Raw genomic sequence first — 24,295 nt, forward strand, 5'->3', positions numbered from 1 at the left:
TGGTGTCCATAGAAGTGGTGGAACCATTCCCCATCCCACGCACTGACATATCCACTATGCAAATTGCGCGCGCGAAACCGAGGTGATAGTGTGCCGAGCACGCTCATACCGAATCTCAGTTCCTCCCACTTCGTGTTGTTCATGACAGGGGACATATAGAGCGCCTAGTTGATGGTGGATACGAATGTCCGCAGCTGGCCGAATTGCGCCGGTCATCTTACGCGACAGCTAGCAAGCTAACTAGCGTGTATAGGTTGGCGGCGCCAATTTGAACGGCTGTGGATTCGAGAGCACCCAAGTCACTGCTAGCTTGCCCAGTCGTCCCATATCTCCAGATTTACGCTTGACTCCAGCAACGAGCTTCGCGACTTCCGACAGGTCAGACGATGACAGTGGATTACCCTCGTGAACATGCTTGAGTAAGGCATCCGCCATGGTGTTGAAATCTGCATCCCAATTGATACCCCCGTTATCGTCGAGCTCATGCGCAATTCGTCCAGATATTCGAATAACTTCCCCCTGAACTGTGGCTGCGTATCCCTTGGAGGGGACCAGCAAGTCCCACAATTCTTCGTGTTGCTTATGCCATTCGGTCGCTGTCACGACGATGGGCATGTTGCCGTCGTGATCCCTGCGACGCGGTACCGGCGGAACGTCGAAGAGCGCATAGAGCTGGTCCAACGCATTGCTCACTGCGTCAACACTATCGGGATTGAATCCGTTTCGATGGAACTCGAAACGTTTACCTATCTCCCCAACAGAATCCCTCATCCGAGGAGTCTTCTTTGCACCCGCCGCAAAGAAGTCCTCGGCGAGAGGCACCATCTGCTCTAGATCAATGTTATTGCAAGATTGTAGTGCCAACTCAAGGGGTGTTTGTCCACGTCCGTTTACGGAATCGACTTGAGCCCCGTGCTCAATGAGCAAACGGGAATTCCGGGTGTTGTGACTACTCGCGGCGGCGTGGAGCGGGGTGTCGCTGGAGGAATCTTTGCTGTCGACGTCTGCACCCAATTGCAGCAAAGCTTCAATTCTACCCTGCCGGCTACGTGAGCGAGCGTGCAAGGGAGTGTTACCCCAAGTGTCAGTCGCTGTGAGATCCGCCCCCTGAGCTATAAGCCATCGGGCAAGCGTGTCTGGACAATCGTCGAAGGCGAGTGCGCTCTGTTTAGCATATCCACCCCGAGCGTTAATGTCGCACGTATCGAAAACAGCCTTCAGCTCGGCTAGATCGCCCTTTTTAAGCAAATCTTCGAAATCTTTCGGCAGAAGCTTCTTTTTGGCCTTAGCCATGGATCATCCTTTGTAATATCAAGACCACGATGTTGCGCATGCTACCTCGGCGTCAATGTCCGTTAGTAGGAAACTTCGGCTACTTCTGCTTTTGGCCGCCTTGAGCCGCTCGCAACAGATTGATTCGCCCCGCAGTAGACAGCCTCCCTCTTCTACGCAGCCATCTAACAGTTAATCGAAGAAAATTTACGATTGATACTCGGTTCCGCTGCCGAAAACCGCATCCAAATATGACCCTTTCAGTATTTCGAGTGTATGCCCTTCATGATCGAAAGACGGTGCGCCATTTCCGAGAAGCACCAAAATCCCAGCTGGGAGACCAAGATATCCTAAAGTCATTGGAGCATGATTCACCACAGCTTCATAAAGTGACACCTTACGCAAAAATTGAACGTTGTTATGATCGTGTTCTTTATCAAGGCACCCAAAAAACCATCCTGAAATTCCTGCCTGCGGCTCCTGGCGGTCCATCATCATGCGGCCTGTACCATTCAGATTGGTGCAAATAATGCAGCTTTCACGCAGCGATGGAATAGCAAGAAATTCTTTTGATAGAAGGCTTTCCAGCACATCTTTGTGAAGACGCATATGTCGCAAAGTATTCGTAAGCCCTCTCTGCCAAACAATCGGCATGGACTTAAAATCAGGTTCTCTGAAAGTTAAGAATCCGTCCCCCTCAAGGATCACTTTTGTGAAAGACCAGCCAATTTGAACAGACTGATCATTTTCAAAACGCCTCCCCTCTCGAACCATCTGCGTGAGCAGATCTCCAAAGAAAGAAGCGTCTGAATTCAATATTCCGTTCGCATCGAACTCAATGCGGAACTCGGGATGCCCAAACTCTTTACAGCCGGAAGTGAAAATATTTTCCATGCGATTGCCTCAAGAATTACCTGAAGGGTGTTATTTTCCATCGAAAATTGATGGTGTAACGGAAGCATGAAGGACTGCTCCTGGCCGAATTGGACCGGCTACCAACGTAGTCCCAGCTAATGACTAGCTACGCGCAATATATCTAGAAAGTGGCAATATTCTTGACCAAAGCTCAATTGCCGTGACAACAGATTTGGGGAAACTTTCCCCCTTTTTTCTGCGAGACAAGAGCCAATCAAGAGGTGCTGTGAACCGTTCTTCGCCAATCCGGATTTCGATATCCTCCACATCCTCCATGGCCACGCTGTTCACGAACTCTGTTATATCAGCCACGTCGAGAGCTTCAGTATAAATTAGTAACTCATCTAATATCGCGGACGGAATATCGCCTTGATATTCTTCTACGTATCGCTCAAGCGGATTGTAGCGGCACACATTTATTGTCTGGCGAAATTTCCCGACTGAATCGATGGTCATGTCCCAGGAAGTAAGATCCTTCTGAAAGCCGGGCATATACCTAACCGAAAGTTTCTGCATATTCGCAAATTTGGTAGTTAATGAGACTGCGGTTTTAGTCATGTTTTGCATGCGATTAGAAATCGCTATCCACTGTCCGGTAGTGGCCGATACGCGACGAAACTAGCGGATGATTGAAATGCTAGGCTAACGGTCGCATCGGATTCAACTTAATTCCCAATTATCCTAAATTTCAGCTCGCGTCGGCCCACTGTGAATCGTTCCGCTCACCGAAATTGCATGTCCCCAAAACAAGCCGCCGTCGTTGTACTCGAAATCGAAAGCTCCATTTGGATATACTGTTATTCCTCTCAAATGCATCTTGGATTGGAACTCATCTATCGTTAATTCTGCTTCGTCATCCCGCAACCAGCTGTCGTTTTTAAGTGGTAACAAATTTTCCGCAGCATAGGTAGTAATGCATGAGCTCCAGATAGAAGTCTCATTGAAAAGGTGCGTTGCAACCTTCAGTGCTCCGTCCATTTCTTCCAATTGGTCAGTTCCTAGATTCAAATCCACCTGACTACCGTTCCAACTCAATTTACCCAGAAACCAGCCTAAACGTCGGTCCAGCGTAAACGTGCCGAACTGGTCACTTTCTATCGTTACCGTCTTAGACATTTGATGCACGTAATCTTCCAGTTCCACATCTACTGGAGTGTACGGTGCGGATACCTCGTAGAGAGCTTGGGGATAGTTCGGAGCGTCCTCGTCCAGTCGGACAATCGCGCTGAATATGCTATTTGGTCGAATAACTGCCTTCAACTGACGCAATTCGTCGTCGTTCATTTTCTTGTGAATGACCAAGCGCTCAATTCGGATGGGACCATTGCCTATACGCCACGCATCCAAACGCACTGTCATTGACCACAATTCCTGTCCTCGCAACCTTCCGCAAACGACGCCTGTTGCGCTGATGACACCGGTCACCAGAGTCTTAGGGGCAAGGGAGAACCGGTCATACATCAAGCGTTCACGTTCAATCAAATCACCAAGTATCTTTTCCATAAGTTAGAAATTATCCTTCCGACCAATCTTTGTGTTCGAGACGCATACATTGTATGTCCCAAGCATCAAGGCTCGGGTAAATTGTTGTTCCGGGCCATGGCGGACGCTCCTCAGATTTGGACCACGTGAGATGAACGCATGCTACACGACCTGTACCGTCAAGAATCTTGAACAGCGCGTCGTCGCCAGTACCTCTGGCAATAAGCCTGACTGGAAGTGCGTACATTACATGGTCTGGAGCCACTTCCAATTTGAGTTGCCTTTTAAAGCCCTCGTGGAAGTTTTCATCGAAATTTTCTGTGGACCACCAAGGTTCCAACCATTCCATTCTCACTCCTTAATTCTTCAAAATACGCACGCTCGTATATTGGCCGCTTTCGGACGGTTTGGAACAGGAAGAGGTCCGTCAACGCCTCAATAAATTACAAGCGCCCCTTTCGGAAAAACACCCTTCCATCCACATGGAAAATGTCCTTTAACATACCAATATGCTTGACTGGCATAAAAACCAGGCGGATATATGTCGGCATACTCTGCCTCCATACAGACATTGAGAATATCCCATTGAACAGAATCTTCGAAAGACTGAGGCAAGGAATTCGATGTGACGACTTCTACAATCTTGCGTTTAACCAAAGGAACTGAGTGTGTTTTTACGGTCCGTGCGACCTCGTTCCATTGAGCCAATCGTTCTGGCGCTCTCTCTCCGACGCGTGCTCTGAATTGGTTTGCAGCTTCAAGGCAGAGATTTCCCCAGTCTATTGATGAGCAATGTCTAATCGCCTCATCCCAGTTAGCTACGGCAATCACAGCTCGTGAGTCAGTCGCTCCAATGGCCGAAAACCAGTTTGCTTCTTCTAATTGCAATAATGTCGCTGTAGTTTGTGCTCGCATATCCGTATCAAATTTCAATTCTCGTCTCTAAGAAGTCGAGATATTTCGGGTCATCCGCAAGAAAGATATCCATTCCCGCTCCCATATAAGCTCTCGCCAATTCGTCCGCCGCTTTGTCCAAATCATTTTTCTCATAATAAATTTGGCCCAGCCGTAAATGAATAAATGGATTTCCTAGACCTGTTGGGCACTGAACTGCGTTGACGAAACACCTAAATGCTTTCTCGAAATCTCGTAGAGAGAAATGCACATCACCAATAGCGACATATATCCATGTGGCGGCTTCCCATTCAATCGGATTCGACGGAAGCAATTTTAGCGCTTCAATGTATTTCTGCTTTGCTTCAACGAGTTTGCTTGTTCGTACCAACTCATCACCGCTGCTACATAGTGCAGCGATTTCTTTATGGATGTTGTCAGGTAACTGCATTGTAGGATGCTCCATCCGTCATATGTTTGATAAGTCTCATAGGTAAGCGGGCCTTACATTTTGGGCTTTCGGCTAGCATACGACGATGGCATCCAGATGTCCGCTTTGGGCGGAATTCGTCAGTGACGGCTACTGGCCGTTTTGAGCCGACTGCAACAGGTCGATTTCGACCCTAAGCGGCCCATCGGATTTCTCCGAAGCAGACATTCATATCAGACGTCACGGGTTCTTTTAATTAAAACGAGTTGCCGACTCTTCTAGCTCAATAATTCGGATCACTCTTCCTCTACCTACAGTTCGTGTACCCTCCCGAATTTCGAACATCATATCGGGATAAATCTTCCCAATGTGTTCTGCCGGACTCAGGAATCCCAAAAAAGCTCTGACGGTATCTCCAGGATTGGCTTGTTTGACATCAGGATAAATGTGTCTAGCATCCCAATCACGTCCATCGTAGTAAAACTGTGGACGATAGTCATCAAATGCAGGGGAACGCCTGCCGCCTTCGGCAGGCGTTAGAAAGTAAATTTCCGTTTCGATGTCGTGTGGAATTCTCATTGTAATTTGAACCAATTATCATGCATCGGTGAATGTGTTATCACTATTCGATGCCGTAGCTGGCTCGACCGATAGCTGTCCGGAGATATAGGATTCTCAGGTCGCATTGCCGACTCCAAGAAAAATCTTATTAATCCAGCGGAGGAAGTACATCAAGCCGACGACCAAGCTACACTGAATCATCGAGACCAATGACAATAGTGCCCACGTACCAAACACATGCCCAAAGGCTGGGCCCAGTATATTTACGCTAATGTTCATTAGCCCAACCGTCAGTAAATCAAAACTTACTGGTCGTGCATTGACAATCAATCCAAATGGCAAAATCGATGGAAGATATGCTATCCCCCAAACCATTTCCGAACCCTGGGAATTGGTGACGTCACCAGCGGAGCTCGCTAGGGAAAGAAAGCAGACTAAAATTGACAAGTCTATCGAGAGCCATAGATAAAAAATGCGCAGCAGCTTCCCCGTGAACTATCAACCCATGCGCACCCAACCCACAAAATCCATGCAATGAAAAAGTAGAAGCATAAAATCCCCACCGGATACGATGGCGCAAAAAACTGGCTACCGCAACAATCAATCCAGCAACGCTCCATACCCAAGAAACTCGCAGGAGCGTAGGCAGGGGAAGAAAGTTATGCAGGAACCTTGATATATATATTTCGAGGTTTTTCATTTTCAAATTCGGGTTTTATTCGAAATCTGGACGCAAACCTCATTGACCGCAATTGGCGGCCACAGACATTTAATTCGCAACTTCAGTCGATACTTTTCAATGAAATAATTTGCTGAGAAAGGAGTTCATACGCTTGCTGAAGCAAGTGCCTGGATACCGCAGTTTCTGTCTCCTTTGCTACAAACAGCGATATTCCAAAATAGTGTTCAAGGTGCAGAGTTAATACCGTTGAGCCAACTGTTAAATCCCAATAGCGCTGGTCCAAACCGGTGACTTTCTCTGTCCACTTTCCATTAAGCGCGGTTTCAAGATATTTCGCGATATCGTTAAATAGCAACCCATCTGCGTCGGAAGTTATTTCCAATATCGATAAATCAGAAGATAAATTCAAACTCAGATTCTTCATAGCACTTCGTTCGGTGGGTGTGGTAGATGTCCGTTGTTGGTCGTTTTGAGTCGGTCACGACAGGTTGATTTTTCACCTAAATCGACATTTGTTTTTTTTTCGAAGAGGAAAGTAAGGTTCAAAATTAATTTGACGCAACCGGTCGAGTTGAACTGGAAACGGGCTTACTTGTTCCAGCTAATATATTTTGAACCCGAGGACGAATTACGTCGTAATTCGGTTCGCCAATGAAAGCCGCGTGGTTTTCGTGAACCGCAACTTGACCAACAGTGCGATAAACGTCAAGGTGATAATAACGTTTTTCTTTAGGGCGTTCGCCCATCTCTAACGCAATTTGATTCTGGCTGTCATAACTACCTAGAGAAATCTTATAACTTTGCTGTCCAGACGCAGACAAAGCAATGAATGAGTACAAAACCATATACGAACCGGATGGATTAAAGTATTCAAAAGCCAATGCCTTCTGGCCATTTACAACGATTTTCTCGCGACAATAAAGCGCTTGGGAACTCAATTCTTTGTCGTTCCCTGACTTCCATAAAGCAATCAAGTCGGCACGTTCGCGGTCTCTTGCTTCAATATTTCCAAGCGCCTGGTAGGCTTGAATTAACTTGCTTCTACCCCTCCAATCGTTTGGCATAATTTCTCGATACGCAAGCCATGCCTCCAATTCTTTTGCGCTATCGCCAGTCTCTGCGGCGACAATACCCATGTTCCAAAAAACGCCGGAAGACGGGTTGGTGCTTTTCAACTCTTCCAAAATTGGCAACGCCTCGGCAAATTTTTGTGCCTGCATTAAAGCAACTGCCTGGGATAATTTTTCTTGTGCCATCGAATCGGCAGCTGCATCAACACTGCAAATCGTTAGCGCAGAAATCAAAGCGACTATGCAGACAAAAGGAGAGATTTTCATTGGAAAATATAGGAAGAGTTATTGGATCGACGGCAACTTAGGCATCAAGACGCCGGGGTCAGCAAGACGCCGGGGTCAGGTCTTGCACCGACACATTTTTTTTGCTCTAGTACTTGAGCAATATGTCATTGCAAGACCTGACCCCGACTTCTGTCCTCCGCGTAGATAATTTTGGCAATTTAAGCAGCAGTAAATGTCGTCATGATGTATTTTTATTTGGCTTATTTAACGAAGATCGAATCAGCGAATGTAAGAACTTCCTGATGAATTTGACGCCAGTACGAGAGAAGACTTGGCTCATAAACATACACTATGCTTAATCCATCAGTGGAATTAAAGCTATTCATACAATGATCAGGTTTTGACGCACCGCCATTGCAAGAGAACCACATCCTAGTGCCATCGACCGAACGGAAGCTTTCGTCTAATGGCACGTATTCATACCGCCAAATATCACCAGTCTTAGGATCGCCTATAGAATATTCGCGCAATCCCCATTCCGGCTTGTCTGTCGTCCTGATCGATCGTTTATCTATTTCTCCAAGTCTCTCCGCTATCCAATCTGCCTTGGCAGGACCAACACTTGCGCTGAATCTAATTTGAATCGAATCAGAGTGCTTCTTTACCTGAGGCACAAGGTTGTGCTCTCCGTTGATATCCAAATCAATCCATGTCTCGGTAGCAAACCCCATGCGTATCGCCGCTGGATTCGTGTCATGCGATCCATGCGTATCAACATCTACCCTGATCGTCGACGGGAAACGTAGCTTTGGGCGGTTTCCATTACTACCATTGATCAGCGTGATCTCATTTACCGTCTTCCCATCATTGATAATGCCGTGCAGTCGGTTATATGGATCCGTGTTGGTTGGAGGAATTTGTTCTTTGCACCCGCTACCCAACAATGCGAAAACTAGTACTGCTAATACACCTAATTTGACTATTAAAACGGGAGCACTAAATGTAGTCATAATGTATTTTTTATTAAAATCGACTTCACAAACTTGACTACCTTCTCATTAATCTGGCATCGACGCCGACCGTCCGTTCCTGGCCGATTACCGCCTTCTGTTTTCACCCACCGCAGTCAATGGGATATCTCGTTTTCATATTTGAGAAAATGAAACGATGTGAACTGTATTGGATGATTTGGCGAAGCCACGCAATTGCTCTGACGCTGAAGGATAAATTTTTTGATATTCATCGTCCAAATACTCCTCTGTTTCTTTAATACTCCAAGGGCCGAGCGATGCTCTGTAGTCAGGATACTCATCCTGAACTCCCTGCCACGATTCGTATCGTTTTTTTGATATCAGTACTGCGGCTGCTGTATAGATTATATGAAGATTCATATGCGTCTTCTGTTAAGTATCTACGTCCGTTCCTGGCCCACTGTGGCTCGCCGTGGCTAACAATATGTGACAGCAACAGATCCTTCGGCCTGATCAATGCCAGCGAAACGTAGTTGAACCGGTCAACGACTATCGGCACAGTGATCAACGTTTCCGGAATATGCAGCGAGGTCTGAAGTTGTGGCGTTTCTTCGTCTGATCTCCCTCATCCCGAGGCTAATTTTCAGGAATAAATTTATTTGGTAATTGTTAATTTTGGGGATTTTCCTATAGAAATTATTTGTTAATTATGAAACCATTCTAAGGGTTGTCATAAAGAAAGCAATAATAATTTTAACGATGGAATGAAACTATGAAGCTGAAAAATTTGCGTATTACGTTGTTGTGTCTGGTTGTCCTGGGAGGGATTAATTCGCCGGCACATGCCGCTGACGGCAGTCAGGAAGTGAGTGCGGGAGCTGCCAGTATTGCGGCGTCGCCGCTGGCGTCGATTGAAGGCGGTCCGATTGCCGCAAGTGCCTTTTTTGTTACCGGATCGGCGTTTATCGTCGTTGGCGTTGTGACGACAGCCGGTGAAGCGGTGCAGATCATTGTTCAAAATACCGTCAACGGCAGCAAGGCCGTTTTCAAGACAACTGCCTCGCTTGCGCGCGATGCCAGTGTTGCGGTCGGCAGTGGCGTCAAAGCGGTTTCTGAGGCAACCGGTTATTCGCTGGTGGTATCTGGGAAAATCCTGGCTTTCATTCCTAACGCAGTCGGCCAGGAATTGCTCTATCAATCCAAACTTTCCAAATAAGGGGCGAACATGTTGCGTCGATTTTCATGCAGCATCGCCCTCGGTTTTGCCTTGCATGGCGCGGCCTTTGCCGGACAAGCCTGTTCCGACACGCCGCCACGCCCGGACTCGGTACGCATGGCCTTCAACAGCGCCAGCGATCTTGCTGCGGAGCTGGATAAAGAACAGCCGCAGGTGGCCTTGTTGGCCCGGGTTGGCCAGGATCTTTCGAAATACGGCTTGCGCTATTCGCATATAGCCTTTGTGCTCAAAGACCCGGCGTCCGGCAACTGGCGCACCATGCATTTGCTGAACGAATGCGGTACCGCGCATTCCGCGATCTGGAAGGAGGGCTTGGCGAATTTTTTCCTGGATGATTTGTTCAGCTACGACTCGTTGCTGATTATTCCGTCGGCGGCGGGGCAGCAAAAAATCCTGAGCAAACTGCAGGACCCGGCGCAGTATCTGGCCCTGTTTACGCCGGATTACAACATGCTGGCATACCCGTTCGCGACGCGTTACGAAAACTCGAACCAATGGGTATTGGAACTGCTCACCGTGATGTATGCCGACAACCTCAAGATCGACAGCCGGGAAAAGGCGCAGCAATGGCTGAAGTTGATGGGCTATGAGCCGACGACGCTGAAGCTGGGACCGATGACCCGTTTGGGCGGTCGCATGTTTCGCGCGAATGTGGCTTTTGACGATCATCCTAACGAACGGCGATTCGCCGACAAGATCGATATCGTGACGGTGGTTTCGATGACTCAATTCATGCAGAAAATCGATCCTGCCGTGAAATTGATTCCGATACCCGAGCCCAAGCTTACTCCGTTGCCAAATTAAGACGACATATCCTAGGACTTGGCGCGTCAATGCATCAAGTCCTGTCAATACGCAGCGCCATTTCGATGCATCTCTAATTTTTTGATTTTTCCACACCCAAGTTCATCGCATTCGCAACTGACGGCATGAGGAACGTGCGTTCCAGATTGGCGGCAGTCGCGGACAACCGATGCATTTTTTTTGCAAAGACAATCCGTACATGAATCAGTCATCTCACCAACCATCTTTTGCCTTCATCGCGTCCTCATGGGTTGCGCTCTTTGTCGGTTTTATCTCTTATCTGATCGGCCTGTTCAATGCGCAAATGCAGCTGAATGAGCGCGGTTACTATTTCACGGTGCTGGTGTATGGCCTGTTCGCGGCGGTTTCGGTGCAAAAGAGCGTCCGCGACAGGCTGGAAGGCATCCCGGTAACAGCCATTTATTATGGCTTGAGCTGGCTTTCAGTCATCCTTGCCGTTCTGCTGCTCGGCGTCGGACTGTTCAACGCCAGCCTTGCTCCGAGCGAAAAAGGTTTCTATGGCATGTCCTTTGTCCTTGCCTTGTTTGGTGCGATCGCCGTGCAAAAAAATACCCGCGACATGCAAGCCATGACGTCGCGCGTACATGAAACTGAATTCTTGCCGATTTCGGAAAACGCCGGAGCCAAGCCTCAAGACGACTGATTTTCCAGATTTGCCGGCGCATGGGGACGCGCAGAAAACACATGCCTCACATCATGATGTGAGGCATTTTTTTTCATTCGGGGGTATGCTAATCGGCTGGCATCATTTCTTTCGTAATTGACTAACGATAAGGACCCCGAATGGAGAAATTGCGTATCACCACCGAGCCGGTTGAACTGGACATTCCGCTTATCCATCGGTTTTTGTCGCAGGAGTCGGCATGGGCTAGCGGCATCCCATTGAAGACGGTGGAGGAGGCGATCCGCAATTCGTTGAATTTCGGATTGTTGCTGGATGGCGCGCAAGTCGGTTATGCGCGCGTCATTACCGATTATTCGACGTTCGCCTATCTGGTCGACGTGTTTGTGCTTGAGGAACATCGGGGCAATGGCTACAGCGCGGCACTGATGGCTGCCGTGATGGAGCATCCCCGTTTGCAAGGTTTGCGGCGCTTCATGCTGGCGACAAGTACGGCGCATGGTTTGTACGCCAAGTTCGGTTTTACTGCGCCGCTCAAGCCGCAATCGCTGATGGAGCGTTTTGCGCCAAATGTATATGTCGCCACTTTTTAGCCTGGGCGGTATATTCTATTAGCGCTTCCAGTTTGTACTTGGTGCGCAGCTGATTTATCCCGATCCACCCCCTCAGAGCAGCATTGACCGTCATGTATATTCCCAAGCAATTCGATGAGCCGCGCCTGGAAGTCCTGCACGACCTGATTCGTGCGCGGCCATTGTCCACACTTGTCACTCTTGCATCGAGCGGGATCAACGCCAATCACATCCCATTGTTGCTGTCTGCGGAGCCTGGGCCATTTGGCACGCTGCATGGACACGTAGCGCGCGCCAATCCGCTGTGGAGTGATTATCAAAAAGACGTCGAGGTGCTGGCGATATTCCAGGGGGCGGATGCCTACATTACGCCATCCTGGTATGCGACCAAAGCGGAAAATGGCAAGGTTGTACCGACCTGGAATTATGCGGTCGCGCATGCCTATGGGACATTGCGCATTATCGATGACGTAAGCTGGCTGCGGACGCACTTGACGGCGCTGACTGCGCACAACGAAGCCGCGTTTCCAGCGCCATGGCAGGTATCCGATGCGCCGCATGACTACACCGAGAAGCTGATGGGCGCCATCGTCGGCATTGAGATTGTCATCACCAGGCTGTCCGGCAAGTGGAAAGTCAGCCAGAACCAGCCGGCGCGCAATCAGGCAGGAGTGATCGATGGCTTGCGTGCGCGTGACGGCGATGAGTTTCACGCGATGGCGGCATTGGTCGAAGCGGGCAAGACGACAGATTGATTGATATGGGGCGGATTGAGGCGTAGCCGCAACACTCTGGGTGGGTTGCGTCCGGTCGCTGTCATGGCTACTGTAATATCGTGGCTTTGCCGTGCAGCGCCAGTTGCACGGTATTCCGCCCGCATCCAAATTTCATGCCACTCAATCAACTTCCGACATCATCCCGTTCTGCAGATCCGGTTTCAGGCTTTACGCCAACATCCGTAGGCCGCTTTTTGTTTGGCATGCTGCTGATGGCATCCTCGGTATTGCCATTACTTGCACACGCAGATGAGATTGAGGAAGAGTCCTGGAACCTCAAAGGGCAGGCCACGTATATCTGGCAAAAGAAGCCGTCTTTCGACGCCGCTTACTCTGGGACCAACAGTTTGGGCACCCAGGCTGAAAAGGGCTATTCGTTTTCTGGCACGTTGTTCCTCGGTATGCGTTTGTGGCGCGGCGGCGAGATTTATTTCGATCCTGAAGTGGTGCAAGCGGTGCCGATGTCCGGCTTGACCGGATTGGGTGGCATGGTCGATTCAGAACAGCAAAAATCCAGCGGACCCAACCCGACGTTTTATCGCGCCAGGCTTTTTCTGCGCCAAACCTGGGGGCTGGGAGGAGAGCGGGAAGCGGTGGAGTCGGCACAAAACCAGTTGGCAGGGATGGTCGACAAGCGCCGCCTGGTTCTGACCGTGGGCAACATGAGCATTCTCGATATCTTCGACAACAATGCTTACGCCCACGACGGCCGCACGCAATTCCTGAACTGGGCGCTGTCAACCTATGGCGCCTACGACTATGCCGGCGACACACGCGGCTATACCTGGGGCGCGGCGGCTGAATATTATTACGATGACTGGGTCTTGCGCGCCGGCCGTTTCATGGTGCCGCTCGAATCGAACGGCCAGCGTCTGGACACGCGCATCACCAAGTTCCACGCCGACCAGATTGAACTTGAGCATGATCACACGATCAGCGGCCAGCCGGGAAAAATCCGGGTGCTGGCATTCCGCAACAAGGAATTCATGGGGAGTTTCTCGGATGCCCTGGCGTATGCCGCTTCCCATGGCGGCACGCCCGACGTGGCGCAGGTGCGCAAGGCCAGCGTCAAGCAGGGCTACGGCATCAACCTCGAACAGAGCCTGAGCAGCGATCTCGGTTTCTTTACCCGCGCCAGCTGGAACGACGGCAAAACCGAAACTTTCTCCTTTACCGAAATCGAACGCTCGGTGAGTACCGGCCTGGCGCTCAAGGGCAGTAGCTGGCATCGCGACAACGATACGGTCGGCGTCGCCTTCATCCAGAACGGCTTGAGCAAGGCGCATCAGGATTACCTGGCGGCCGGCGGACTTGGCGTGTTCATTGGCGATGGCCGCTTGAACTACCAGCCGGAACGCATCCTGGAAGCCTATTACAACTTCAGCTTGCGCAAGGGGATATCGCTGACCGCCGACTTGCAGCGCATCTGCAATCCTGCGTACAACGCCGATCGCGGGCCAGTGCTGGTTGGTTCGCTGCGGCTGCATGCGGAATTCTAGCTTGCCGATCGGCGCGGCAGCACCGTATATCGACATGCAAATTTCTTCGTTAGCGCTTGCCGAGGGATGTGTGAATATCGCGATTTATCGCTTTCAGCACATCATCACGGAGAAAAAATGCGTCGCCTCATCCTCAAGACATTGCCCATCTTATTGTTGGTCACCGCTGTCGCCGGCGCTTACGCGCAGGATAAAACCAAGATCAAGGTCGGCGTCTCGGTAGGTAACGCCGAGCAAACCTTCGCAGTAGTCAAGAAAGTGGCTGCGCGCGACGGCCTCGACATCCAGATCATCACCTTCAGCGATTACCTGCAGCCGAACGAAGCTTTGGCCGCCGGCGACCTGGACGCCAACGCGTTCCAGCACAAGCCTTTCCTCGACAGCCAGATCAAGGCGCGCGGCTACAAGATCGTGCCGGTCGGGTTGACGCTGACGGCGCCGCTGGGGATCTATTCGAAGAAATATAAAAACGTCGATCAGTTACCGGTAGGCGCCAGCATCGGCATCCAGAACGATCCGTCGAACGGCAATCGGGCCTTGCTGTTGTTGCAGAAAGCCGGCTTGATCAAGCTGAAACCTGGTGTCGGTGAAAACGGCGTCAATGCAACGCCGCTGGATGTGATCGAGAATCCGAAGAAACTCAAGCTGATCGAACTGGACGCCGCACAACTACCGCGTTCGCTGGACGATCTGGCGGCGGCATCGATCAACAACGATTACGCATTCAAGGCGGGTTTGTCGTTGCAACGCGATACGATTGCGGTGGAAGATGCCCGGGGGCCTTATGCCAATCTGATTGCCACGCGGGCGGACGACAAGGATAAGCCGTGGGTGAAGAAACTGGTCAAGGCGTATCAGTCGGAAGAGGTGCGGAAATTCATCGAGACCGAATTCAAAGGCTCGCTGATTCCAGCCTTTTAATTGATTCTAGCTCAATTGATTCTAGCTCTTTAGTCATTCGCTGGCCCATCAGGGTTGATGGGCCAGCAACTGAGAAACTTGTCGTTTTCAGTTATCGAACAGGCGACCAAGTTCGACACCCGGCTGCGCAGCGCGCATGAATGCTTCGCCAACCAGGAAGGCATTGACGTTGGCATCGCGCATGCGTTTGACGTCATCCCGTGTGTGAATACCCGATTCGGTCACTACCAGCTTGTCTGGAGAAATATTCGGCAACAGATCCAGCGTGGTTTGCAGCGACGTTTCAAAAGTGCGCAGATTGCGGTTGTTGATGCCGAGCAGCTTGGTCTTCAGCTTCAATGCCGCGTTCAGTTCGTCGGCATTATGCACCTCCACCAATACGCTCATGCCGAGCTCATGGGCGACAGCTTCCATTTCCGCCATCAAACCGTGATCCAGCGCGGCGACGATCAGCAGGATCGCATCGGCGCCCCACGAGCGTGCCTGGTACACCTGATACGGATCGATCATGAAATCCTTGCGCAGCGCCGGCAGCGTGCAGGCGGCACGCGCCTGCTGCAGATATTCTGGCGCGCCCTGGAAAAACTGAACGTCGGTCAGTACCGACAAGCAGGCAGCGCCATGCGCAGCGTAATCGACGGCAATCTCGGCAGGACGGAAGTCGGCGCGGATCACGCCTTTGGAAGGTGACGCCTTTTTGACTTCAGCGATAACGCCAGCGTGGCCCGCTGCGACCTTGGCGCGCAGCGCTGCCTCGTAACCGCGCAAGCCGGCGCGTGCTTCGGCATCGGATTCCACTTCGCGACGCAGGCTGGCAAAGTCCTGGTGTTTTTTCGCCGCAGCCACTTCGTCGGCTTTGACGTCGAGGATTTTATTCAAGATATCGGACATATGTATTTCCTTTGCGACAAATGGGGACGATCAGCCAGCGCCGATGGTTTGCGTGACCTGCACGAACTGATCGAGCTTGGCCCGAGCCGCGCCCGAGGCGATGGCTGCCCGCGCTTTGTCCAGTCCATCGGCGATCGAGCTGGCAACGCCAGCGGCATACAAGGCAGTGCCGGCATTGATGGCGACGATGTCGCGCGCCGGGCCCGGCTGATCTTCCAACGCTTCCAGCACTTTTTGCTTGGATTCGGTTGAGTTGGATACTTTCAGGTTACGGCTGGCGATCATCTGCAAGCCGAAATCTTCCGGATGAATTTCATACTCACGGATTTCGCCGTTGACCAACTCGCCCACCATGGTGCCGGCGCCGAGCGAAACTTCATCCATATTGTCGCGCCCCCACACCACAATAGCGTGTTGCGCACCGAGCCGCTGCAATACCCGCACCTGGATACCGACCAGGTCGGCGTGGAATACGCCCATCAGGATATTCGGCGCACCGGCCGGATTGGTCAACGGTCCCAGGATGTTGAAAATCGTGCGCACGCCCAGTTCCTTGCGCACCGGCGCCGCGTGTTTCATCGCCGCGTGATGATTCGGCGCGAACATGAAGCCGATACCGGTTTGCTCGATCGATTGCGCGACTTGCGCAGGCGTCAGGTTGATATTGGCGCCAAACGATTCCAATACATCTGCGCTGCCGGACGAGGAAGACACGCTGCGGCCGCCATGCTTGGCGACGCGGGCGCCCGCGGCAGCAGCGACAAACATCGATGCCGTCGAAATATTGAAAGTTTGCGCACCATCGCCGCCGGTGCCGACGATATCCACCAGATTGGCGGTGTCGCGGCACGGAACCGGTGTGGCAAATTCGCGCATGACCTGAGCGGCCGCGGCGATTTCGCCGATGGTTTCTTTCTTTACGCGCAGGCCCATGGTCAGCGCGGCGATCATCAGCGGCGACATTTCGCCACGCATGATGCGACGGAACAGCGACAGCATTTCGTCGTGAAAGATTTCGCGATGCTCAATGCAACGCAACAGGGCTTCTTGTTCGGTGATTGGCATGATTTCCTTGCTACGAATGAGGAGGGCGGCGCGCCGTGTCAGGCAGCGGGCGCGCCGGTGCTACGAATTCAGGCGGTTCTTTGCACGAAGTTACGCAGCAGCGCATGACCGTGTTCCGACAGGATCGATTCAGGGTGGAATTGCACGCCCTCGATATCGTAATCCTTGTGCCGCACGCCCATGATTTCACCGTCATCGGTCCATGCCGTGATTTCCAGGCAATCTGGAATCGAGGAACGCTCGATTGCCAGCGAGTGATAGCGAATTACTGTGAACGGGCTAGGCAAATCCTTGAATACGCCGACGCCGGTGTGGGTGATCGGCGAGGTCTTGCCATGCATGACCTGTTGCGCGCGAATTACCTTGCCGCCGAACGCTTCACCGATGGCCTGGTGGCCCAGGCAAACGCCGAGTATCGGCAGCTTGCCGGCAAATTGCTGCAACAATTCAACACAAATCCCGGCTTCCTTCGGGCTGCATGGTCCTGGCGACAGGCAGATACGGTCCGGTTTCAGGGCCTGGATTTCTTCAAGCGTGATTTCGTCGTTGCGGAAAGTACGTACATCTTCACCCAGCTCGCCGAAGTATTGCACCAGGTTGTAGGTGAAGGAATCGTAGTTGTCGATCATTAGCAGCATCAGATTTCTCCATCCAGTCCGTCTTGCACCTGTTCCGCCGCGCGCAGTACCGCGCGCGCCTTGTTTTCGGTTTCCTGCCATTCCATCTCGGGCACCGAATCGGCGACGATGCCGGCTGCGGCCTGCACATACAGCATGCCATCCTTGATGACGCCGGTACGGATCGCAATGGCGACATCCATTTCGCCGCCGAACGACAGGTAGCCGCACGCGCCGCCGTAGATACCGCGCTTGGTCAGCTCCAGTTCATCAATGATTTCCATGGCGCGCACTTTCGGCGCACCGGACAAGGTGCCGGCCGGGAACGTGGCTTTCAGGACATCCAGGTTGGACAGGCCGGATTTGAGTTCGCCTTCGACATTCGAGACGATGTGCTGCACATGCGAATATTTTTCGATCACCATCTGATCGGTGACCTTGACGCTGCCGGTTTCGGCGATGCGGCCGATGTCGTTACGGGCCAGGTCGATCAGCATCACGTGTTCGGCGATTTCCTTCGGATCGGCAAGCAGCTCGGTTGCCAGTTGTTCATCCTGCTCGGGAGTCGAACCGCGCGGCCGGGTGCCAGCCAATGGACGGATCGTGACCTTGCGCTTGCTTTCGCCGCTGCCAGCTTTAGGCGCCGAGGTTTGTTCGTTGCGCACCAGGATTTCCGGCGAGGCGCCGACGATTTGCATGTCGCCGAAATTGTAGAAGTACATGTACGGCGACGGATTCAGCGAGCGCAGCGCGCGATACAGCATCAGCGGCGAATCGACATACGGTTTCTTGATGCGCTGGCCGATCTGGACTTGCATCAGGTCGCCCGCCATCACATATTCCTTGGCCTTGGCGACAGCCTTCAGGTAATCGTCTTTCTTGAAGTCGCGAATGGTTTCGGTACGCACCGAAGCCGAAGTCACCGGCGCATCGGCCGGACGGCGCAGCATGTTGCGCAAGTCTTTCAGGCGTTGGCGGCCTTTGGAGAAGGCTTCCGGCTGGGTCGGATCGGCATAGACGATCAAGTACAACTTGCCGGACAGATTATCGATGACGGCCAGTTCTTCGGTCAGCAGCAATTGGATATCGGGCAGTCCAAGATCGTCTTTCGGCGTCGAGTCAGCCAGGCGTTTTTCGATATGGCGCACCGTGTCGTAACCGAAATAACCGGCCAGGCCACCGCAAAAGCGCGGCAGGCCAGGGCGCAGCGCGACTTTGTAGCGCGACTGGAATTCGGCGATGAAATCGAGCGGATTGCCTTCGCGGGTTTCGATGACCTTGTCGTCCTTGACCACTTCGATCCGCGTGCCATAGCTGCGCAATAGCGTCGAGGCCGGCAAGCCGATGAACGAGTAGCGTCCGAAACGCTCGCCGCCGACTACCGATTCCAGCAGGAAGGTATTTTTCCCGGTGTGCTGGGTTTGCGCCAGTTTCAGGTACAGCGTCAATGGGGTTTCGAGATCGGCAAAGGCTTCTGCGATCAGCGGAATGCGGTTGTAGCCTTGCGTGGCCAGCGATTTGAATTCGAGTTCGGTCATGTTTCTCTCCAGACCGCTATTGTAAAACAGCGGTGGTTCATTACAAAAAACGTTGCCAGGATTTCTATTGTTTAAGAAATGGACAGGCAGCGGCGATCAGTGGGTTCAGTTAGCCCAGGATTGCCAGCGTCGCCATAGCCAGGCCCCGGGGGCGGCTAGGAGGACATGAAGTTTTTTGTTGACGAACATGAGAGATCGAGAGGTGTTAAGTAAATCGAATCAGGTTGAAATATGATGTGCTGCAACGAGCAGTGAAGCGACTATACCATCGGAATCGACATCTTGTATAGATTCGCCGTGATTGTAGCCATACGGCACGTTGAACACCCGGCAACCGGCTGCGCGCGCCGCCTGGGCGTCGTTGCTGGAATCGCCGATGGCGACTACCTGCGCCGGTTCCAGTTCGAAATCGGCGCAAACCGCCCGCAGCGGCATCGGGTCCGGCTTCTTGCGCGGGAACGAATCGCCGCCGTAAACCAGTTCGAAATAATCGCGCAGTCCGGTTTTCTCCAACAGCGCCAAGGCGAACACCAACGGCTTGTTGGTGACGCACGCCAGCCGCAAGCCCTTGTCGCGCATCGCCTGCAAGCCCTCGACCACGCCAGGATACAGGCTGGCATGGGTGCCGTTGACGATTTCGTAATGGCGTTGGTAGGAAGCCAGCGCTGCGTCGAAATGCTGCTCGACTTGTGGCGCTGGAAAATCGACCGCCAGCACACGGCGAATCAGGTTCTCGCTGCCTTTGCCGACAAAGTCGACGATGGTTTTTTGTTCCAGCGGCGCCAGATCCATCTCGGCGCGCATGCGATTCACCGCGACCCGGAAATCCGGCGCGGTGTCGAGCATGGTGCCATCGAGGTCGATGATGGCGGCGGCGATGCCGCTCAGGGCAATCACTTCTGGCGCTGCTGCTGTACTCATACTTTGGCCAGTTCCGCGCGCATGTTGTCGATCACGGACTTGTAATCGGGTTTGCCGAAGATCGCCGAACCAGCGACAAAGGTATCCGCGCCGGCCTTGGCGGCTGCTGCGATGTTGTCGATCTTGATGCCGCCATCGACTTCCAGCATGATGTCGCGCCCCGAGGCGTCGATGCGTCGGCGCGCTTCGGCAATCTTCTTGAGCGCTTCCGGGATGAACGACTGGCCGCCGAAGCCTGGGTTGACCGACATGATCAGGATGATGTCGATCTTGTCCATCACGTAATCAAGGTAATCCAACGATGTTGCTGGATTGAAAACCAGGCCAGCCTTGCAGCCATGATCGCGGATCAGCTGCAGCGAACGATCAATGTGTTCCGATGCTTCCGGGTGGAAAGTAATGATGTTGGCGCCGGCCTTGGCGAAGTCCGGAATGATGCGGTCGACCGGTTTGACCATCAAGTGGACATCGATCGGCACCTGCACGTGCGGGCGGATCGCTTCGCACACCAGCGGGCCGATGGTCAGGTTGGGAACGTAATGGTTGTCCATCACGTCGAAGTGGATCATGTCGGCGCCGTCGCGGACAACGTTGCGTACTTCTTCACCCAGGCGGGCGAAGTCGGCGGAAAGAATGCTGGGGGCGATACGATAGGTTGGCATGAAGGCTATCCAGAGAAGGCGCAAAAAAGAGGGCTATTTTACCCTTTAGGCAGGCGTCTGGCTTCCTTGGTGCTTGCGCCCTGGGGTAAATTCGTGTGCAATGGCTCGTTAGCTGTAATCATTTTGAAAGTAATCAGTGCCAATCGAGGAAACCAGCATGGCCGCCTATGAATTTACCGTTTCTGTCAGGACACAGTATCTGGAGGAGCAATCCGATCCCGACAGTTCGCACTTTGTATTCGCCTACGCGATTACGATCCGCAATACCGGGCAGGTCGCTGCGCAATTGATTTCGCGCCACTGGGTGATCACCGACGCCAACAACCATGTCGAGGAAGTGCGCGGACTCGGCGTGGTCGGCCATCAGCCGCTGCTGCAGCCGGGCGAGCAATTCGAATACACCAGCGGCACCTCGATGGCGACGCCGCAGGGTTCGATGTCCGGCGAATATTTCTGTGTTGCCGAAGATGGCGAGCAGTTCGAGGCGCGGATTCCCGAGTTCGTCCTGTCGCTGCCGCGCACCCTGCACTGAATTTATTTGGCGTTGCTGTCGTCTTTAGGCGGCAACGGCTTGGCCGGCGGCTTTTGGTCCGGCTTGCGACCGGAAAACATCGTCCACCAGACAATGAATGCGAACACAAAGAAGGCGAAGCACGCTTCAAGAGCCACTAACCACATAAAGAATCCTAAATGCTATTTAAACGTATCAGTCTACCCGTTTCTGTCCTGATTATCGGTTTCAGTTTAGCTGCCTGCACCACCACTCCCCTGACCACGCCACCGCCCAAGGAAACGCCGCGGCCGACTGAAGCGGCGCCGCTGCCGTCAACGCCGCCCGGCGCCGCCCTGCGCGCAACCACGTTTTCGGCGTTGCCCGGCTGGGCCAGCGACGATTTGCGCCAGGCGCTGCCGGCTTTCCTGACTTCCTGCACGACTCAGGCACGCAAGGTTGACTGGAAAGAGCCGTGCGCGATTGCGGCCGACCTGGATGGCAATAACGAAAAAGCAATTCGCACGTTTTTCCAGTCTTTTTTCACGCCTTATCAAGTTGTTAATGCCGATGGCACGGATAACGGACTGGTCACCGGCTACTACGAACCGTTGTTGAAAGGCGCGCGCAAACGCGGCGGCCCTTACCAGACGCCGATCTACCGGGCGCCGGACGATCTGATCACGGTCGACCTGGCCAGCATTTATCCGGAATTGAAGGGGCTGCGACTGCGTGGCCGCCTGGTTGGCAACAAGGTGGTGCCTTACGCAAACCGTGCCGAGCTGGACAAGTCCGGCGCGCTGGTCGGCAAGGAGCTGTTGTGGGTGGATGATCCGATCGATGCATTTTTCCTGCAGGTGCAAGGTTCCGGTCGCGTTCAGCTGAATGACACCGGCGGCATCGTGCGTGTGGCCTATGCCGACCAGAATGGTTATCCGTACAAATCGATCGGCCGCTATCTGGTCGATAAAGGCGAACTGACGCTGGCCCAGGCTTCCGCACAAGGCATCAAGGCCTGGCTGGCGGCAAATCCGGGACGGCAGCAGGAATTACTGAACGCCAATCCAAGCTATGTCTTTTTCAAGGAAGAGATCGTCACCGATCCGAGCAAGGGGCCGAAAGGCGCGCAAGGCGTGCCGCTGACACCGCAGCGCTCGATTGCGGTCGATCCGCAGTTCGTGCCACTCGGCACCCCGGTGTTCCTGTCGACCACCCAGCCCAATAGCGGTGCTCCGCTGCAGCAGCTGGTAGTGGCGCAAGACACCGGCGGAGCCATCAAGGGCGCGGTCCGGGCCGATTTCTTCTGGGGCTTTGGTAATGAAGCAGGCGAGAAAGCCGGCAAGATGAAGCAGCGCGGCATGATGTGGCTGCTGTTGCCGAAGCTGGCCACTACTCGATAGTAGCGGCCAGGTCCGGTATGAAGCTGCGCGAAGTTTGCTTAAAGCTTAGCGCAGCACCAGCACCGGGATCGTCGAATGGGCCAGCACCCTTTGGGTTTTACTTCCCAAGAACAAGCGACTGAGGCCACTGCGGCCGTGCGATGCCATGAAAATCGCGTCGCAATGGTATTTCTCGGCGGCGTTGATGATCTCTTCGTCGGGATTGAATGCCTGGGCGGTCAGCATTTCGCACGGCACGCCGGCGTCTCTGGCGGCATCGGCGACTTTTTTTACATTCAACTGCGCCAGCGCCAGCATGTTCTCTTCATAGGTGCCGGGGTCGGTGGCCATGGTGCTTTCGGCCATCGGCGAGAACGGGTAGGGCTCGGCAACGGAAAGGGCGATGATCTTGCCGTTGCTGAATTTGGCAAATTCGATGGCGGTGGCGATTGCTTTATCGGATAGATGCGATCCGTCGGTAGGGACTAGAATGGTCTTGAACATGGAAAGCCTCCTTCTAGTTAGGAAAAACGGGTATCGGTCGAAATCTCGGGATCTTCTCGGTAATATAGATACCTTAGGTAGCGACAATGATAGATGTCTTACTTAGATAGAGACAATCTGAAACCTGATAAATTCCTTGTGATGCGCGCGCTGCTATATATAGAGTCATCCTATCCCTTATCCAGTGGCGCTACAATTAACATCAAATGATTTACATGAAATGGAATATCCAATGACATACGAAAATATCCTGGTCGAGACACAAGGCCGAGTCGGGCTGATCCATCTGAACCGTCCGAAGGCACTGAATGCCCTGAACGATCAATTGATGAGCGAGCTGGGTACTGCGCTTTTGCAGTTTGACGCCGATCCGGAAATCGGATGCATCGTCCTGACTGGCAGCGACAAGGCCTTTGCCGCCGGCGCCGATATCGGCGGTATGGCAGCCCTCTCTTATATGGATGTATTCAAGGGCGACTACATCACCCGCAACTGGGAAGCGATCCGCAGCGTGCGCAAGCCGGTGATTGCCGCGGTGGCAGGCTTTGCCCTGGGCGGTGGCTGCGAACTGGCGATGATGTGCGACTTCATCATCGCCGCCGACAACGCCAAGTTCGGCCAGCCGGAAATCAAGCTGGGCATCATCCCGGGCGCCGGCGGTACGCAACGGCTGCCACGTGCGGTGTCGAAGTCGAAAGCCATGGACATGTGCCTGACTGCACGCATGATGGATGCCGCCGAAGCAGAGCGCGCCGGCCTGGTATCGCGCGTGGTGCCGCTGGAGCGCCTGCTGCAGGAAGCCATGGAAGCGGCCATCGTGATTTCCTCGATGTCGCTGCCGGCGGTCATGATGATCAAGGAATCGGTCAACCGCGCCTATGAAACCACGCTGGCCGAAGGCATTCAATATGAGCGCCGCATGTTCCACAGTACCTTCGCCACAGAGGACCAGAAAGAAGGCATGCATGCCTTCCTGGAAAAACGTTTACCCGTTTTCAAAAATATTTAACAAACCACTTGCCATAGGGGGAAATGGTTTGCTATAGTTCGCCTCCCGTTGAGAACGACGCGAAATAAAACGAAGCAGCAGCGAGTAATTGAGGCTGATTTGGACGCGAAGTTTGAGGGAAATAAAGCGGGTTGCAGGTTGTGTTGGAAGTAAAAAGTTTTTCGGTGAGTAGTAAAAAAGTAGTTGACGAAAAACTTGAAACGCTACATAATCTCATCTCTCTGCTGCTGACAAACAAAACGATTTGACGGCGACGCGAACC

31 protein-coding genes are annotated in these 24,295 nt (G+C 52.8%); 10 read left to right on the forward strand and 21 right to left on the reverse strand.

Annotated elements, in window-relative coordinates; all coding sequences use genetic code 11:
• The 12 genes from ACIPF8_RS24135 to ACIPF8_RS24190 all read right to left on the reverse strand — a co-directional run.
• On the reverse strand, nt 1-155 hold a 155-nt coding region (locus ACIPF8_RS24135), incomplete at its 3' end, for a DUF6678 family protein (RefSeq protein ID WP_400426298.1).
• Between the two features lie 85 nt (nt 156-240).
• The gene (locus ACIPF8_RS24140) at nt 241-1,293 is read right to left on the reverse strand and encodes an ankyrin repeat domain-containing protein (protein ID WP_400426260.1); all 1,053 of its coding nucleotides are present in this window, start codon (nt 1,291-1,293) and stop codon (nt 241-243) included.
• Nucleotides 1,294-1,479: 186 nt separating this feature from the next.
• Nucleotides 1,480-2,166, reverse strand: a complete 687-nt coding sequence (locus ACIPF8_RS24145) for a hypothetical protein (RefSeq protein WP_400426262.1) — start codon at nt 2,164-2,166, stop codon at nt 1,480-1,482.
• Nucleotides 2,167-2,289: 123 nt separating this feature from the next.
• Nucleotides 2,290-2,745 carry a hypothetical protein gene (locus tag ACIPF8_RS24150; RefSeq protein WP_400426264.1) on the reverse strand — a complete coding sequence of 152 codons (456 nt, stop codon included), beginning with the start codon at nt 2,743-2,745 and terminating at the stop codon, nt 2,290-2,292.
• 123 nt (nt 2,746-2,868) lie between these two features.
• Entirely contained in the window at nt 2,869-3,690 is an 822-nt protein-coding gene (locus tag ACIPF8_RS24155; protein ID WP_400426266.1) for a DUF2262 domain-containing protein, read from the reverse strand.
• Between the two features lie 414 nt (nt 3,691-4,104).
• Nucleotides 4,105-4,602 (reverse strand): hypothetical protein, encoded by a 498-nt coding sequence (locus tag ACIPF8_RS24160; protein ID WP_400426267.1) that lies wholly within the window; start codon nt 4,600-4,602, stop codon nt 4,105-4,107.
• On the reverse strand, nt 4,592-5,014 hold the full coding sequence (locus ACIPF8_RS24165) for a tetratricopeptide repeat protein (RefSeq protein ID WP_400426268.1): 423 nt from the start codon (nt 5,012-5,014) through the stop codon (nt 4,592-4,594). Before ACIPF8_RS24165 ends, ACIPF8_RS24160 begins: the two co-directional genes overlap by 11 nt.
• A gap of 231 nt (nt 5,015-5,245) precedes the next feature.
• Nucleotides 5,246-5,572: a hypothetical protein gene (locus tag ACIPF8_RS24170; RefSeq protein WP_400426270.1), complete on the reverse strand. Its 327-nt coding sequence runs from the start codon at nt 5,570-5,572 to the stop codon at nt 5,246-5,248.
• A 764-nt stretch (nt 5,573-6,336) separates the two neighbouring features.
• The gene (locus ACIPF8_RS24175; protein ID WP_400426271.1) at nt 6,337-6,660 is read right to left on the reverse strand and encodes a DUF3630 family protein; all 324 of its coding nucleotides are present in this window, start codon (nt 6,658-6,660) and stop codon (nt 6,337-6,339) included.
• Nucleotides 6,661-6,784: 124 nt separating this feature from the next.
• Complete coding sequence (locus tag ACIPF8_RS24180; protein WP_400426272.1) at nt 6,785-7,573, reverse strand: hypothetical protein; 789 nt, start codon at nt 7,571-7,573, stop codon at nt 6,785-6,787.
• Nucleotides 7,574-7,794: 221 nt separating this feature from the next.
• Nucleotides 7,795-8,544, reverse strand: coding sequence for a hypothetical protein (locus ACIPF8_RS24185; RefSeq protein WP_400426273.1), 750 nt, complete (start codon nt 8,542-8,544; stop codon nt 7,795-7,797).
• A 135-nt stretch (nt 8,545-8,679) separates the two neighbouring features.
• Entirely contained in the window at nt 8,680-8,925 is a 246-nt protein-coding gene (locus tag ACIPF8_RS24190; protein ID WP_400426275.1) for a hypothetical protein, read from the reverse strand.
• Between the two features lie 352 nt (nt 8,926-9,277).
• Between ACIPF8_RS24190 and ACIPF8_RS24195 the strand changes: the two genes are divergently transcribed.
• The 7 genes from ACIPF8_RS24195 to ACIPF8_RS24225 all read left to right on the forward strand — a co-directional run bounded on the left by ACIPF8_RS24195 (nt 9,278) and on the right by ACIPF8_RS24225 (nt 14,957).
• Complete coding sequence (locus ACIPF8_RS24195) at nt 9,278-9,721, forward strand: hypothetical protein (RefSeq protein ID WP_400426276.1); 444 nt, start codon at nt 9,278-9,280, stop codon at nt 9,719-9,721.
• Nucleotides 9,722-9,730: 9 nt separating this feature from the next.
• A complete protein-coding gene (locus ACIPF8_RS24200) occupies nt 9,731-10,546 on the forward strand; it encodes a DUF2145 domain-containing protein (protein ID WP_400426277.1) in 816 nt (271 codons plus the stop codon).
• A 199-nt stretch (nt 10,547-10,745) separates the two neighbouring features.
• Nucleotides 10,746-11,210, forward strand: a complete 465-nt coding sequence (yiaA, locus tag ACIPF8_RS24205) for an inner membrane protein YiaA (protein WP_400426278.1) — start codon at nt 10,746-10,748, stop codon at nt 11,208-11,210.
• Between the two features lie 140 nt (nt 11,211-11,350).
• Complete coding sequence (locus ACIPF8_RS24210) at nt 11,351-11,782, forward strand: GNAT family N-acetyltransferase (protein WP_400426280.1); 432 nt, start codon at nt 11,351-11,353, stop codon at nt 11,780-11,782.
• Nucleotides 11,783-11,874: 92 nt separating this feature from the next.
• Complete coding sequence (locus ACIPF8_RS24215; RefSeq protein ID WP_400426281.1) at nt 11,875-12,516, forward strand: FMN-binding negative transcriptional regulator; 642 nt, start codon at nt 11,875-11,877, stop codon at nt 12,514-12,516.
• A 233-nt stretch (nt 12,517-12,749) separates the two neighbouring features.
• A complete protein-coding gene (locus tag ACIPF8_RS24220) occupies nt 12,750-14,036 on the forward strand; it encodes a carbohydrate porin (RefSeq protein ID WP_400426282.1) in 1,287 nt (428 codons plus the stop codon).
• 117 nt (nt 14,037-14,153) lie between these two features.
• Nucleotides 14,154-14,957, forward strand: a complete 804-nt coding sequence (locus tag ACIPF8_RS24225) for a MetQ/NlpA family ABC transporter substrate-binding protein (protein ID WP_400426283.1) — start codon at nt 14,154-14,156, stop codon at nt 14,955-14,957.
• Nucleotides 14,958-15,044: 87 nt separating this feature from the next.
• On the opposite strand, the gene trpC is transcribed toward ACIPF8_RS24225, so the two are convergent.
• The 6 genes from trpC to rpe all read right to left on the reverse strand — a co-directional run bounded on the left by trpC (nt 15,045) and on the right by rpe (nt 20,651).
• Nucleotides 15,045-15,848 carry an indole-3-glycerol phosphate synthase TrpC gene (trpC, locus tag ACIPF8_RS24230; protein ID WP_400426285.1) on the reverse strand — a complete coding sequence of 268 codons (804 nt, stop codon included), beginning with the start codon at nt 15,846-15,848 and terminating at the stop codon, nt 15,045-15,047.
• Between the two features lie 30 nt (nt 15,849-15,878).
• On the reverse strand, nt 15,879-16,913 hold the full coding sequence (gene trpD, locus ACIPF8_RS24235) for an anthranilate phosphoribosyltransferase (protein ID WP_400426286.1): 1,035 nt from the start codon (nt 16,911-16,913) through the stop codon (nt 15,879-15,881).
• A 68-nt stretch (nt 16,914-16,981) separates the two neighbouring features.
• Nucleotides 16,982-17,551 (reverse strand): aminodeoxychorismate/anthranilate synthase component II, encoded by a 570-nt coding sequence (locus ACIPF8_RS24240; protein ID WP_400426287.1) that lies wholly within the window; start codon nt 17,549-17,551, stop codon nt 16,982-16,984.
• Nucleotides 17,551-19,068 (reverse strand): anthranilate synthase component I, encoded by a 1,518-nt coding sequence (gene trpE / locus ACIPF8_RS24245; RefSeq protein WP_400426288.1) that lies wholly within the window; start codon nt 19,066-19,068, stop codon nt 17,551-17,553. The genes ACIPF8_RS24240 and trpE overlap by 1 nt, the downstream gene beginning before the upstream one ends.
• A gap of 219 nt (nt 19,069-19,287) precedes the next feature.
• Nucleotides 19,288-19,989, reverse strand: a complete 702-nt coding sequence (locus ACIPF8_RS24250; protein WP_400426290.1) for a phosphoglycolate phosphatase — start codon at nt 19,987-19,989, stop codon at nt 19,288-19,290.
• Nucleotides 19,986-20,651, reverse strand: a complete 666-nt coding sequence (rpe, locus tag ACIPF8_RS24255) for a ribulose-phosphate 3-epimerase (RefSeq protein WP_061532246.1) — start codon at nt 20,649-20,651, stop codon at nt 19,986-19,988. The genes ACIPF8_RS24250 and rpe overlap by 4 nt, the downstream gene beginning before the upstream one ends.
• Nucleotides 20,652-20,808: 157 nt before the next feature.
• Here rpe and apaG point away from each other — a divergent pair, with 157 nt between their 5' ends.
• Nucleotides 20,809-21,183 (forward strand): Co2+/Mg2+ efflux protein ApaG, encoded by a 375-nt coding sequence (apaG, locus tag ACIPF8_RS24260; protein WP_061532247.1) that lies wholly within the window; start codon nt 20,809-20,811, stop codon nt 21,181-21,183.
• A 2-nt stretch (nt 21,184-21,185) separates the two neighbouring features.
• Here apaG and ACIPF8_RS24265 read toward each other — a convergent pair whose 3' ends face one another.
• Nucleotides 21,186-21,329, reverse strand: a complete 144-nt coding sequence (locus ACIPF8_RS24265; protein WP_164840407.1) for a hypothetical protein — start codon at nt 21,327-21,329, stop codon at nt 21,186-21,188.
• A gap of 12 nt (nt 21,330-21,341) precedes the next feature.
• Here ACIPF8_RS24265 and ACIPF8_RS24270 point away from each other — a divergent pair, with 12 nt between their 5' ends.
• Nucleotides 21,342-22,541, forward strand: coding sequence for a murein transglycosylase A (locus tag ACIPF8_RS24270; protein ID WP_400426291.1), 1,200 nt, complete (start codon nt 21,342-21,344; stop codon nt 22,539-22,541).
• Nucleotides 22,542-22,586: 45 nt separating this feature from the next.
• On the opposite strand, the gene ACIPF8_RS24275 is transcribed toward ACIPF8_RS24270, so the two are convergent.
• Complete coding sequence (locus ACIPF8_RS24275; RefSeq protein ID WP_400426293.1) at nt 22,587-23,024, reverse strand: universal stress protein; 438 nt, start codon at nt 23,022-23,024, stop codon at nt 22,587-22,589.
• Between the two features lie 232 nt (nt 23,025-23,256).
• Here ACIPF8_RS24275 and ACIPF8_RS24280 point away from each other — a divergent pair, with 232 nt between their 5' ends.
• Nucleotides 23,257-24,033 carry an enoyl-CoA hydratase gene (locus ACIPF8_RS24280; protein WP_400426294.1) on the forward strand — a complete coding sequence of 259 codons (777 nt, stop codon included), beginning with the start codon at nt 23,257-23,259 and terminating at the stop codon, nt 24,031-24,033.
• Nucleotides 24,034-24,064: 31 nt separating this feature from the next.
• Here the strand turns inward: ACIPF8_RS24280 and ACIPF8_RS24285 are convergent.
• A partial coding sequence (locus ACIPF8_RS24285; RefSeq protein WP_400426296.1) for a hypothetical protein occupies nt 24,065-24,295 on the reverse strand: 231 nt, incomplete at its 5' end.

Origin of the sequence: Collimonas sp. NPDC087041 (assembly GCF_044745265.1) — a bacterium.
Taxonomy (GTDB): domain Bacteria; phylum Pseudomonadota; class Gammaproteobacteria; order Burkholderiales; family Burkholderiaceae_D; genus Collimonas.